We start from the raw sequence: 12,856 nt of genomic DNA on the forward strand, positions 1-12,856 counted from the left end.
GCGGAACCTCAGCGTTCTTCTCGCTGCGGGATCTTTTTCCCAAGTGGCTCCGCCACGAGGGAAAAAGCTGTCCTCGCGAGAAGAACGCTGAGAACGCGCCGGTGAGGGCTTTTGGACGTGGGCTATGTGCTTCGCACATACAGGCACGGCTTCGCCGCAAGGCAGGCTGGCTTCGCAGCCCAACTGCACGGCTACGCCGCAAAGCACGGCCTACGGCCGCCAAGCAGGCGTGCTTCGCTGCCCGAGGCACGGCTTCACCGCTTACTGCACGGCTTCGCCGCTGGTAGGACGTGATTCGCCAGCGGGTTGTTTGCTCTGGGGGTTCTAGGCCGCTGTGGGGGTGGGCGATGCTTCGGTGGGGGTGGACGGCTCGGGGAGCTTGCCGCGGTAGCGGGATTCGCCCCACAGGAGGGCCGTCACGGTGATCACCAACGTGGAGCCGAGCACGTGCAGCACGACCATCGCTTCGGGCACGCCGAGCAGGTACTGCGCCGAACCCAGCGCGCCCTGCGCCAGCACCAGGACGCACGCCGCGGTGTACGCGCGCAGCAGCGCCTTGGTGGGCCGCGCGCTGCGCAGCCACACGCCGAACACCGCCAGCAGGCACACGTACGCCATCACCAGCAGGCCGTGCGCCTGCACCAAGGTCGGCACCGCCACGACGAGGCGGGGCGTGTCGGCGTCGCCCGCGTGCGGGCCCGCCGCCGTGACCAGCGTGCCCGCGATCAGCATCGCGGCCGTCACCGCGGTCAGCGCCACCAGCAGCCGCCGCATGTTGCCGGGGACCACCGGCGTGGGCTCCTCGTCGCCTTCGCCCGCGGCCTTGAACAGGCAGGCCGCCAGCCAGATCAGCACCGCCGAGGCCATGAAGTGGATCGACACGCTCCACCAGCTCAGGTCCACTAGCACGGTGATGCCGCCGATGATCGCCTGCACGACCACGCCGACCGGCATGATCAGCGCCAGCCGCACCAGGCGCGGACGGCGCGGACGCACCTGCCACGCGGCGATCAGGCAGGCCAGCGCGACGAAGCCGACCAGCCCGGTCAGCGTGCGGTTGCCGAACTCGATCACCTGGTGCAGCTGTGCGACCTCGGGGTGCTCGATGGGCACCATGCTGCCGGGGAAGCACTGCGGCCAGGTGGGGCAGCCGAGTCCCGAGCCGGTCACCCGGACGACGGAGCCGGTCACCGAGATCAGGGCCTGGGTGATGAGAACGGCGAGCGCGAGCCAGCGCACCAAGCGGTGGCTGGACGCCGGAATCCGGGACGACAACGAGGACATCGGCACGTCTCGATGGTAGGTGCCGCCCCGGATCGACCGGCCGCCAGGTCGGGTGCGGCGGTTACTGGCGCTCGCCGTGGGCGAAGGCCTGACCCGGGAAGGCGCCAGCCTTCGCGACCTTCCTGCTCAGCTGCTTGCCGTGCGCGGCGAGGCGCTGCGCGTTCTCGGCGCCCAGGTGCGCCCACGGGGCGGCGGCCAGGACGTCGGTCCGCTGCTCGATGCGTTCCCGCAGCGCGGCGCCCTCGTCGGTGATCGCGCCGTCGGCGTCGAGCAGGCCGCGCTCGCGCAGCTCGTCCTGGGCCTGCGCCCATTCCTCGTCGGACCAGCCGCGGCTGAGCTGGGCGAACTTGCGCGACAACCCCTCCCCGCTGGTGATCTGCAGGACGAGCGCGTGCAGGCCGGACAGTTCTGCCTGCTGCAGCGCCATCAGGTGGCCGTCACCGCGGTGCTCGCGCAGCAGCGAGATCGCGTGCCAGAGCACCAGGTGCGGCTCGCTCGGCCACTCCAGGTCGGCGTGCCCGGCGTAGAGCGGGCGGGCCTCGGGGCGGCAGGCCTCGGTGGCGCGGCGGGCCAGCGCGGCGGCCTCGGCGAGCTCGTCGGAGGCGATGACGTCCTCGCCGAGCAGCTTGCGCAGCGTGGTGTCGGCGGCGCGGAAGCGGGTTTCGACGACCGTGGCCGGGGACGCGATGGACCACGCGTGCGGGATCACCTCGGCGATGATCCGCGGGTTGAAGTTGTAGAAGGTGGCGGCCACGACTCCGGCGCCGACGGCGCCCATCGGGGCGGCGCGACCGGCGAAGTAGCGCATCGTGCGCGTGTCGAGTCCCAGTGCGGTGAACGCCTCGTCCGCGTCGGGGCTGAAGTAGATCAGCGCGTGCAGCGCTTCGAGGGCTTTGTGGCAGGGGCGGGCCAGTTCGGCGCCGGGCGTCACGTCGGTGTGCGGCTCAGTCATGCCGCCACCCTACTTCCGGTAACAGGCGGGCTCGATATCTCGCGCTCCTGCCGGGCCGGTCGGGGCTCGACATCTCGTGTCGCCCTCCACCCGGCGAAGTCGCGGTCCGCCGCCGGGGCCGTCCCACTGGCCGCTGCTCAGCGACGTCGCCGCTCGTGGACGTCCTCGACGCCGCGTCCGGATCAGGTGAGGCGGGTCGTGCGCACGGCGAGCGCACCGGCCGCGCCCGCCCAGACCAGCAGCACCAGCACCGGCTGCCACCCGGGCAGCGCGGCGTGCTCCAAGGTCGTCTCCAGCGCGGTGGCCAGCGCCCCCGAAGGCAGCAGCCCGGCGGTCACGCCGACCGGCCCGGGCAGATCACCGGCGGGGAGCGCGAGCCCGCCCGCCAGCAGCAGCACGAACCAGATCGCGTTCGCCACCGCCAGCACGATCTCCGCCCGGAACGCGCCGCCGACCAGCACACCGGCCGCGCCGAACGCGAAGGTGCCCAGCACCAGCACCGGCAGCGCCGCCAGCACCCCGAGCGGACTCGGCGTCCAGCCCAGCAGCACCGCCGTGATCCCCAGCAGCACGGCCTGCAACGCCACCACCAGCAGCGTCGCCAGCACCCTGCCGCTGATCAGCGTCCACCGCGGCAGCGCCGTCGCCGACAGCCGCTTGAGCACGCCGTAGCGCCGGTCGAAGCCGAGCGCGATCGCCTGGCCGGTGAACGCCGTGGACATCACCGCGAGCGCGAGGATCCGCGGCGCGACCGAGTCGACCCGCGGCTCCGGCACCGTGCCGATGTGCAGCGTGCTCAGCCCGATCAGCAGCGCCAGCGGGATGATCAGCGTGAGCAGCGCCTGCTCGCCGTGGCGGATGATCAGCAGCGCCTCGATCCGGGTGTGCGCGGCCAGCATCCGCAGCGCGCGGCCGCGTCCGGGAGCGGGCGCGAACGTGCCCGCCGGGAACCGCCCGGCGCCCGAGCTCGGCCGGTCCTGGCGTGCGAGGTCCGCGCCGGCCTCGCCTGTCTCCGCGCCACGGTTCACGAGCGCAACTCCCGTCCGGTCAGGTCCAGGAACACGTCCTCCAGGCTGCGCCTGCTCACCCGGAGTTCGTTGGCCAGCACGCCGTGCCGCGCGCACCACGCGGTGACGGCGGAGACGACCTGCGGGTCGATGGTGCCGCGCACCACGTACTGCCCGCGGCGCTGCTCGGTGGCCTCGTAGCCCTCCGGGAGCACGGCCAGCAGCAGGTCGAGGTCGAGCGCTGGTTCGGAGTGGAACTTCAGCTCCTGCTTGCCCTGCGGGTCGGCGGTGAGCTCGGCGGTGGTGCCGTCGGCGACGGCGCGGCCGTGGTCGACGACGACGACCCGGTCGGCGAGCGCCTCCGCCTCGTCCATCAGGTGCGTGGTCAGCAGCACGCCGACGCCGTCGCGGCGCAGCGCGGCGACCAGGTCCCACACCAGGTGCCGGGCCTGCGGATCGAGCCCGGCGGTGGGCTCGTCGAGGAACACCAGTTCCGGGCGGCCGACCAGCGCGCACGCCAGCGACAACCGCTGCTGCTGCCCACCGGAGAGCCGCTTGTACGGGGTGCGCCCGGCGGAACCGAGCCCGAGCGTGTCCAGCAGCCAGCGCGGGTCGATCGGATCGGCGGAGCACGCCGCGACGAGGTCCAGCATCTCGGCCGCGCGCACTCCCGGGTACGCGCCGCCGCCCTGGGGCATGACGCCGATGCGGGGGCGCAGCCGCTCACCTTGGGTGGCGGGGTCGAGTCCGAGCACCCGCACGGATCCGCCGTCGGGCCGTTGGAAGCCCTCGCAGATCTCGACGGTGGTCGTCTTGCCCGCCCCGTTGGGGCCGAGCAGGGCGAGCACGCTGCCGCGGGACATGCGCAGGTCCAGCCCGGCGACGGCCACGGTGTCGCCGAAGCGCTTGGTCAGCCCGCGCACGTCGAGTGCGGTGCCGTCCGTGGCCGAGGCGTCGACCGGGGGTGTGCTCGCGGCTTCGTTCACGACGTCCAAGCCTATGACGTGACGGGCCGCCGGCCCTTGCGGGTGGGCAGCAGCGGTGGAACCTTGCCGCGCATGAGCCACAGCAGGACGCCGAAGGCGATCAGCGAGGCGATCACGGCGAACGGGATCTGGTAGGCGCGCAGCAGGAAGGCGGCACCCGTCGGCGGCACGACCAGCGCGACGATCGAGCAGATCGCCGCCGCGCCCAGCCGGAACCGGTGGTCGTTGGTGGACAGCGACAGCGGCACCACCATCCACAGCAGGTACCAGGGGTGCAGCACCGGCCCGAACACGGCGAGCGTGCCGAGGGTGATGCCGAGCGCGGCCAGCGGTTCGATGCGCCCCTTGAACGACAGCCACAGCAGCCGCAGGCAGACCCCGCCGGTGATGGCGTAGCCGAAGATCTTGGTGATGACCAGCATCGAGTTGGTGTGGTTGCCGAGCCCGAGCAGCATCCCGAGGCCGCCGCCGGTCATGCCGAACGCGGTCATCGGCGCCAGCCAGGTCTTGATCCGGTTCGGCACGTCGTAGGTCTCGATCCAACCGAGCCCCCAGCCGCTGGCCACCGTGATGATCGTCATCGTGACGAGCAGCACCACGCCGAGCAGCGCGGCCACGCCGACCAGGTCGCGCATCCGGCCGCCGCGCCTGCGGGCGACGTAGATGCCGAAGAAGCCGAGCGCGACGAAGCCGGGAGGTTTGATCGCGCCGCCGATGCTCAGCAGCACGCCGGCGGCGATCACGCCGAGCGGGGTGCGCCAGCGCAGTCCGAGCTCGATGGCGGCGAGCATGATGCCGACCAGCAGCGCCTCGTTGTGCGCACCGCTGACCACGTGGAACAGCGTGATCGGGTTGGCGGCGGAGAGCCACAGCGCCGCCACCGGGTGCACGCCGCAGCGCGCGGCGAGCCGCGGGATGGCCCAGATCGCCAGCACCAGTCCGATGATCATCACGACTCGCCACAGCAGCACGCCGAACACCACGTCGTCGCCGATGACGCGGGCGATGTGCTGGCCGAACATGAGGAACAGCGGGCCGTACGGGGAGGGCGTGTCGCGCCAGATGTTCGGCACGTTCGCGACCAGCGGGTTGTCCACCCCGAGTGCGGTGCCGGGCCCCAGCGAGTACGGGTTGATGCCGAGCGCGGCCACCGCGTTCTGCGCCAGGTACGTGTACATGTCGGTGCTGAACAGCGGCGGGGCGATGGCCAGCGGCAGGCCCCACATCACGACGGTGCGGTCCATCTGGGTGCGGCTGACCATGCGGTCCCGACCGGGCCAGGAGAGCTTGCCCAGCCACAGCCACGCGGTGACGACCATGAGCATGCCGAGCCAGGCGCAGGCCATCGCGACGGTGGGGATGCGCGCGGGCAGTCCGAGCAGCCGCACCCCGATCAGCGGGTTGTCGACGGGGGCGGCGCCGGCGCCGATCGCGCCGAAGGCCAGCACGAGCGAGCCGGTGGTGCCGAAGCGGCGGACGAGGTCGAGCTGGCGGCGTTCCGGCGGGTCCAGCGGCGCGGGTTGCCGGTCGGTCGGCGCGGCGCCCGCGTACGCGGTGTCGGTGCTCGGTCCCGCGGCCTCCGCGGTCCGGACCGCGGCGCCTTCGGCCGCCGTCGTGGCCTCGCCCCGTTCACCGTCGTCGCCGGGTCCGGCGTCCTCGGGCCGCGCACCGGATCGCGCGGGAACGTCCCGTCCGGCTCCGTGCCGCTTGTTCGTCTCGCCTGCACCCACGACGCCGAAGCTTAGGCCAGACGGTGATCGCCCCGCGTCGCCGTCGCACAACCGCCGTCCGGGGTGAGCCGAGTCACGTTGTCGGACCTGCGCTCTGGCGTGCTCGACCTAAATAGGTAACATCAGTGTTGTGAAAAACGCCGGAACCTCCTCACCGGCCGCGGCCGCCGACCCGGGTGCCGCGGCACCGGGTGCGGGCGTCCCGTCCGGGGACGGGCGCACCCGGCATTCGGTCGCCCGCCTCCTGCTGGAGCGCGGGCCGATCACCGCCGCGGCGGTGGCCGAGGAACTCGGGCTCAGCTCCGTCGCGGTGCGCAGGCACCTCGACGCGCTGGTCACCGAGGGCGAGGCCTACACCAGGGAGTCCTCGGCGCGGCAGCGCAGGGGACGGGGCAGGCCCGCGAAGCTGTTCCTGCTGACCGAGGTCGGCAGGGCCAGGTTCGGGCACGCCTACGACGACCTGGCCGTGGCGGCGCTGCGGTTCATCGCCGAAACCGACGGTGAGCAGGCGGTGCGGGAGTTCGCGCGCAAGCGGATCTCCGCGCTGGTCGCTCACCACCGGGAGGCGCTGGCCGCCGCGCGGACCACGGCCGAACGGGCCGAGGTCCTCGCCGGTGCGCTGACTCGCGAGGGCTACGCTGCCTCGACGCGCAGCGTGGCCTCCGGTGAGCAGCTCTGCCAGCACCACTGCCCGGTGGCGCACGTCGCTGCGGACTTCCCGCAGCTGTGCGAAGCCGAGACCGAGGCGTTCGCCGAGGTCCTCGGCATCCACGTGCAGCGGTTGGCCACCATCGCCAACGGCGATGCGGCCTGCACCACGCACGTACCGCTCACGCGGTCCGCGCGACATGCCGCGAACGGCCCGGAGACCGAGCAGGTCCTTCCGGCGTCGGCTCCGGCCGCAACCGATCCGGCTGCCCCCGCCCGGTCCCAGACCGGTGGGCAGCAGACCGCCCCGATTCCTGACGGAGGGGAGTCCGTATGACTGCCGCTGCCGAGCAGCGCACACCCACCACGGTGCCGAACAACTCTGGCCAGCTCAGCCAAGAGGAGACCCTGGCGACCCTGGGCAACTACGAATACGGCTGGGCCGACAAGGACGTCGCGGGCGAAGGCGCGCGTCGTGGGCTCAACGAGGACGTGGTCCGGGAGATCTCGGGCAAGAAGAACGAGCCGGAGTGGATGCTCGAAGCGCGGCTGAAGGCGCTGCGGCTGTTCGAGCGCAAGCCGATGCCGAACTGGGGCGCCGACCTCTCGGGCATCGACTTCGACAACATCAAGTACTTCGTGCGCTCGACCGAGGAGCAGGCCCAGAGCTGGGAGGACCTGCCCGAGGACATCAAGAACACCTACGACCGGCTGGGCATCCCGGAAGCGGAGAAGCAGCGGCTCGTCGCCGGTGTCGCCGCCCAGTACGAGTCCGAGGTGGTCTACCACAAGATCCGCGAGGACCTTGAGGAGAAGGGTGTCCAGTTCCTGGACACCGACACCGCGCTGCGCGAGCACCCGGAGACCTTCAAGGAGTACTTCGGCTCGGTCATCCCGGCCGGGGACAACAAGTTCTCCGCGCTGAACACCGCGGTGTGGTCCGGCGGCTCGTTCATCTACGTGCCGAAGGGCGTGCACGTCGACATCCCGCTGCAGGCCTACTTCCGGATCAACACCGAGAACATGGGCCAGTTCGAGCGGACGCTGATCGTCGTGGACGAGGACGCCTACGTCCACTACGTCGAGGGCTGCACCGCCCCGATCTACTCCAGCGACTCGCTGCACTCGGCGGTCGTGGAGATCGTGGTCAAGAAGGGCGCTCGCTGCCGCTACACGACCATCCAGAACTGGTCGAACAACGTCTACAACCTGGTCACCAAGCGGGCCAAGGCCGAAGAGGGCGCGACCATGGAGTGGGTCGACGGCAACCTCGGCTCCAAGGTCACCATGAAGTACCCGTCGGTGTTCCTGATGGGCGAGCACGCCAAGGGCGAGGTGCTCTCGGTGGCGTTCGCCGGTGAGGGCCAGCACCAGGACGCGGGCGCGAAGATGGAGCACATGGCTCCGCACACCTCCTCGACGATCGTCTCCAAGTCGATCGCCCGCGGTGGTGGCCGCACCTCCTACCGGGGTCTGGTGAAGGTCGCCAAGCGCGCCAACCACTCGGCCTCCACGGTCAAGTGCGACGCGCTGCTGGTGGACACCATCAGCCGCTCGGACACCTACCCCTACGTCGACGTGCGCGTCGACGACGTGTCCATGGGCCACGAGGCCACCGTCTCCAAGGTCAGCGACGACCAGCTGTTCTACCTGATGCAGCGCGGTCTGACCGAGGACGAGGCCATGGCGATGATCGTGCGCGGCTTCGTGGAGCCCATCGCGCGCGAGCTGCCCATGGAGTACGCGCTGGAACTGAACCGCCTGATCGAGCTGCAGATGGAAGGGGCCGTCGGCTGACATGACGAGCACCACTGACACCGCCGACGCCCAGCACGGCCTGAGCGAGCACTCCCACGGGGGCGCGGTCGTGCCGCAGTCGTCCCGCGGGCAGCGCTTCACCTCCTACGACGTCGACGCCTTCGAGGTGCCCGGCGGTCGCGAGGAGGACTGGCGCTTCACGCCGACGAAGCGGCTCAAGGGCTTGCACGACGGCACCGCCAAGGCCACGGCCTCGCTGAACGTCGAGGTCGAGGCCGGTTCCGACGTCACCGTCGAGACCGTCGGCCGCGACGACGAGCGCCTCGGCAAGGGCGGCGTGCCCGCCGACCGGGTCGCGGCGCAGGCCTGGAGCTCCTTCGAGCAGGCCACCGTCATCACCATCCCGAAGGACGTGCAGCCGGCCGAGCCGATCAGCGTCGTCGTGCACGGCCCCGGTGCGGGCGAGACGGCGTTCGGGCACATCCAGATCCGCGCCGAGCGGTTCGCCGAAGCGGTCGTCGTGCTCGACTACCGCGGCTCCGGCGTGCTGGGCGAGAACGTCGAGTTCGTCACCGACGACTCCGCCCGGCTGTCGGTCGTGTCCGTGCACGACTGGGCCGACGACGCCACCCAGGTCAGCTCCGAGCACGCCTACCTGGGCCGGGACGCGGTGTTCCGGCACTTGGCCGTGACCCTCGGGGGCGACCTGGTGCGGGTCAACACGACGATCACCTACGGCGACAAGGGCGGCGACGCCGAGCTGCTCGGGCTGTACTTCGCCGACGCCGGTCAGCACCTGGAACACCGGATGCTGGTCGACCACGCGCAGCCGAACTGCCGCAGCAACGTGCTCTACAAGGGCGCGCTGCAGGGCGACGGGGCGCACTCGGTGTGGATCGGCGACGTGCTGATCCGGGCCGCGGCCGAGGGCACCGAGACCTTCGAGCTCAACCGGAACCTGGTGCTCACCGAGGGCGCTCGCGCCGACTCGGTGCCGAACCTGGAGATCGAGACCGGTGAGATCGAAGGCGCCGGCCACGCCAGCGCCACCGGCCGGTTCGACGACGAGCAGCTGTTCTACCTGCAGGCTCGCGGTATCCCGAAGGAGCAGGCCCGCCGACTGGTGGTGCGCGGTTTCTTCGGCGAGATCCTGCAGAAGATCACCGTGCCGTCGGTCCGGGAGCGGCTGGAGGCCGCGATCGAGGCCGAACTGGCCGTCGTCGGCGCCTGACGCCGCCCCCCACTCGCCTTCTTTCCCCAAGTACCAGGAGAACACAGCACAATGGCCACCCTGGAGATCAAGGACCTGCACGGTTCCGTCCTCACCGAAGAGGGCGCCAAGCCGATCCTCAACGGTGTGAATCTCAAGATCGACTCCGGTGAGATCCACGCGATCATGGGCCCGAACGGCTCCGGCAAGTCCACCCTGGCCTACGCCATCGCCGGGCACCCCAAGTACCAGATCGACTCCGGTTCGGTCCTGCTCGACGGCGAGGACGTGCTGGAGATGAGCGTGGACGAGCGCGCCCGCGCGGGCCTGTTCCTCGCCATGCAGTACCCGGTGGAGGTGCCGGGCGTGTCGATGTCGAACTTCCTGCGCAGCGCCGCCGGTGCGGTCCGCGGCGAGGCCCCGCAGATCCGGCACTGGGTCAAGGAGGTCAAGAAGTCGATGACCGACCTCGACATCGACCCCTCCTTCGCCGAGCGCAGCGTCAACGAGGGTTTCTCCGGCGGCGAGAAGAAGCGCCACGAGATCCTGCAGCTCGACCTGCTCGACCCGAAGTTCGCGATCCTCGACGAGACAGACTCCGGTCTGGACGTCGACGCGCTGCGCGTCGTGTCCGAGGGCGTGAACCGCTACAAGGAGAAGGGTGACAAGGGCGTGCTGCTGATCACGCACTACACCCGCATCCTCAACCACATCACCCCGGACCACGTGCACGTGTTCTCCGGCGGCAAGGTCGTCGAGTCCGGCGGGCCGGAGCTGGCCGACGAGCTCGAGAAGAACGGGTACGTGCGGTTCACCAGCAAGAAGGAGGCCGTCGCCCAGTCATGACCGCTCAGCCTCTCACCAGTGCAGGTGCGGCCGCGGGGCCGCTGGACGTCGCGGCGATCCGCTCCGACTTCCGGATCCTGGGCCGCACGATCCGCGATGATCGGCGCCTGGTGTATCTGGACTCGGGGGCGACTTCGCAGCGTCCGCGCCAGGTGCTCGACGCGGAGCGGTCGTTCTTGGAGACCTCCAACGCGGCGGTGCACCGCGGTGCGCACCAGCTCGCGGAGGAGGCCACGGACGCGTACGAGGACGCCCGCGCCAAGATCGCCCGCTTCGTCGGAGCGAGCGTGGACGAAGTGGTGTTCACCAAGAACGCCACCGAGGGCGTCAACCTCGTCGCGTACGCGATGAGCAACGCCGCGACGTCCGGCCCGGAAGCGGAGCGCTTCCGCATCGGGCCGGGCGACGAGGTCGTGGTGACCGAGATGGAGCACCACGCGAACCTCGTGCCGTGGCAGGAGCTGTGCAGGCGCACCGGGGCGACGCTGCGCTGGTTCGGCGTCACCGAGGACGGTCGGCTCGACCTGTCCGACGTGTCCGGCGTGATCAGCGAGCGCGCCAAGGTCGTCGCCGTCGCGCACCAGTCCAACGTGCTCGGCACGGTCAACCCGCTCGACGAGATCGTGGCGCGGGCGCACCAGGTCGGCGCGCTGGTGGTGCTCGACGCGTGCCAGTCCGTGCCGCACGCGCCGGTGGACTTCGCCGAGCTCGACGTGGACTTCGCGGTGTTCTCGGGGCACAAGATGCTCGGCCCCTCCGGGGTCGGGGTGCTCTACGGGCGCAACGAGCTGCTGCGCGCGATGCCGCCGTTCATCACCGGCGGTTCGATGATCGAGATGGTGCACATCGACCACTCGACGTTCGCCGAGCCGCCGCAGCGGTTCGAGGCGGGCGTGCCGATGACCTCGCAGGTCGTCGGGCTCGGTGCGGCCGTGGACTACCTGTCGGTGGTCGGCATGGAACGCATCGCGGCGCATGAGAAGAAGCTCGCCGCCGCTGCTCTGGAGGAGCTGTCGGCGATCGACGGGGTCCGCATTATCGGCCCGGCGAACACCGACAGCCGTGGTGCCACGGTGTCGTTCGTGGTCGACGGCGTGCACCCGCACGACGCCGGCCAGGTGCTGGACAGCCTGGGCGTCGAGGTGCGCGTCGGCCACCACTGCGCGTGGCCGCTGCACCGGGCGTGCGGGGTGCCCGCGACGGTCCGCGCGAGTTTCTACCTCTACAACGATCTGGACGAGGTCCGGGCGCTCGGGGAAGCTGTGCGGGAGGCCCAGCGTTTCTTCGGTGTCGGGTGAACGGCTGAAGGACGTGTGATGCAGCTCGAACAGATGTACCAGGAGATCATCCTGGACCACTACCGCAACCCGCACGGGCACGGCCTGCGGGACCCGTTCGACGCGGAGTCCTCGCAGGTCAACCCGGTGTGCGGGGACGAGGTGACGTTGCGCGTCCGGTTGGCGGGCAGCGGCCTCGACGCGATCGTCGAGGACGTCTCCTACGAGGGGCAGGGCTGTTCGATCAGCCAGGCCTCGATCTCGGTGCTCACCGACCTCGTGGTCGGCAAGCCGGTGAAGGAGGCCATGCAGCGGCAGGCCGCCTTCAGCGAGCTCATGCAGGGCCGCGGCAAGGTCGAGCCCGACGAGGACGTCCTGGAGGACGGCATCGCGTTCGCCGGTGTGGCGAAGTACCCGGCGCGCGTGAAGTGCGCGCTGCTGGGGTGGATGGCTTTCAAGGACGCCGTTTCGCGCGTCGTCGACGAGGTGGGAGCGTCATGACAGAGCAGACCGACGTGCAGGACGAGGCCGCCGCGGGCGCGGCCACCGACGTGGCGCGCGGCGCCGAGAACCTGCCGGAGCCCCCGGCCCCGGCGGCGGAACTCGCCGCGCTGGAAGACGTGGAGGAGGCGCTGCGCGACGTCGTCGACCCCGAGCTCGGGATCAACGTCGTCGACCTCGGTCTCGTCTACGACGTCCGCGTCGAGCAGGACAACAGCGCCACGGTGGACATGACGCTGACCTCCGCGGCCTGCCCGCTGACCGACGTGATCGAGGAGCAGGCCCGCTCCGCGCTCACCGGCGGTCCCGGCGGCGGCCTGGTCAGCGACTTCCGCATCAACTGGGTGTGGATGCCGCCGTGGGGACCGGAGAAGATCACCGAGGAAGGCCGCGAACAACTGCGGGCCCTCGGCTTCACGGTCTGATCTTGATTTCGGCTCGCTGTGCTTAGCGGGTCGGGTAGCGGAACCTCAGCGGCCTTCTCGCTGCGGGATCCATTTCTCAAGTAGCCCTCTACTCAGCGAAATGGCTGTCCTCGCGAGAAGGCCGCTGAGAACCCGCCGCGGTGCCGGTTGCGTGCGGGGTCGCGGCTCAGCGGCTTCGCCGCTGACAGGACAAACGATGAAAATCTTTCTTGTCGACGTGTAGTCGCCGATC

General features: G+C 70.8%; 12 protein-coding genes. 7 read left to right on the plus strand and 5 right to left on the minus strand.

Translation table 11 applies throughout. From position 1 onward, the window contains the following. Positions 1–324 precede the first annotated feature (324 nt). The 5 genes from ACWD38_RS20475 to mptB form a co-directional block, all read right to left on the minus strand. A complete protein-coding gene (locus tag ACWD38_RS20475) occupies positions 325–1,290 on the minus strand; it encodes a COX15/CtaA family protein (protein ID WP_184478232.1) in 966 nt (321 codons plus the stop codon). A gap of 55 nt (positions 1,291–1,345) precedes the next feature. Further along, positions 1,346–2,236: an SCO6745 family protein gene (locus ACWD38_RS20480; RefSeq protein ID WP_221315745.1), complete on the minus strand. Its 891-nt coding sequence runs from the start codon at positions 2,234–2,236 to the stop codon at positions 1,346–1,348. Positions 2,237–2,418: 182 nt separating this feature from the next. After that, on the minus strand, positions 2,419–3,264 hold the full coding sequence (locus ACWD38_RS20485; protein ID WP_343071304.1) for an ABC transporter permease: 846 nt from the start codon (positions 3,262–3,264) through the stop codon (positions 2,419–2,421). Continuing rightward, positions 3,261–4,166, minus strand: a complete 906-nt coding sequence (locus tag ACWD38_RS20490) for an ABC transporter ATP-binding protein (RefSeq protein ID WP_425503600.1) — start codon at positions 4,164–4,166, stop codon at positions 3,261–3,263. The genes ACWD38_RS20485 and ACWD38_RS20490 overlap by 4 nt, the downstream gene beginning before the upstream one ends. Before the next feature lie 74 nt (positions 4,167–4,240). Continuing rightward, the gene (gene mptB / locus ACWD38_RS20495; protein WP_450124692.1) at positions 4,241–5,959 is read right to left on the minus strand and encodes a polyprenol phosphomannose-dependent alpha 1,6 mannosyltransferase MptB; all 1,719 of its coding nucleotides are present in this window, start codon (positions 5,957–5,959) and stop codon (positions 4,241–4,243) included. A 130-nt stretch (positions 5,960–6,089) separates the two neighbouring features. Between mptB and ACWD38_RS20500 the strand changes: the two genes are divergently transcribed. Genes ACWD38_RS20500 through ACWD38_RS20530 form a run of 7 tightly spaced genes read left to right on the plus strand, consistent with a single transcriptional unit; the run spans position 6,090 to position 12,624 of the window. Further along, complete coding sequence (locus tag ACWD38_RS20500; protein ID WP_184478235.1) at positions 6,090–6,944, plus strand: helix-turn-helix domain-containing protein; 855 nt, start codon at positions 6,090–6,092, stop codon at positions 6,942–6,944. Further along, complete coding sequence (gene sufB / locus ACWD38_RS20505) at positions 6,941–8,404, plus strand: Fe-S cluster assembly protein SufB (protein WP_184478236.1); 1,464 nt, start codon at positions 6,941–6,943, stop codon at positions 8,402–8,404. The genes ACWD38_RS20500 and sufB overlap by 4 nt, the downstream gene beginning before the upstream one ends. A 1-nt stretch (position 8,405) precedes the next feature. Next, positions 8,406–9,596, plus strand: coding sequence for a Fe-S cluster assembly protein SufD (sufD, locus tag ACWD38_RS20510; protein WP_184478237.1), 1,191 nt, complete (start codon positions 8,406–8,408; stop codon positions 9,594–9,596). 51 nt (positions 9,597–9,647) lie between these two features. Then, the gene (gene sufC / locus ACWD38_RS20515) at positions 9,648–10,421 is read left to right on the plus strand and encodes a Fe-S cluster assembly ATPase SufC (protein WP_184478238.1); all 774 of its coding nucleotides are present in this window, start codon (positions 9,648–9,650) and stop codon (positions 10,419–10,421) included. Beyond that, the gene (locus ACWD38_RS20520; RefSeq protein ID WP_184478239.1) at positions 10,418–11,719 is read left to right on the plus strand and encodes a cysteine desulfurase; all 1,302 of its coding nucleotides are present in this window, start codon (positions 10,418–10,420) and stop codon (positions 11,717–11,719) included. Before sufC ends, ACWD38_RS20520 begins: the two co-directional genes overlap by 4 nt. A gap of 18 nt (positions 11,720–11,737) precedes the next feature. Continuing rightward, a complete protein-coding gene (sufU, locus tag ACWD38_RS20525) occupies positions 11,738–12,199 on the plus strand; it encodes a Fe-S cluster assembly sulfur transfer protein SufU (protein ID WP_184478240.1) in 462 nt (153 codons plus the stop codon). Further along, positions 12,196–12,624 carry a metal-sulfur cluster assembly factor gene (locus ACWD38_RS20530; RefSeq protein ID WP_184478241.1) on the plus strand — a complete coding sequence of 143 codons (429 nt, stop codon included), beginning with the start codon at positions 12,196–12,198 and terminating at the stop codon, positions 12,622–12,624. The genes sufU and ACWD38_RS20530 overlap by 4 nt, the downstream gene beginning before the upstream one ends. The last annotated feature ends 232 nt before the right edge of the window (positions 12,625–12,856 follow it).

Source organism: Saccharopolyspora sp. NPDC002578 (assembly GCF_053592695.1).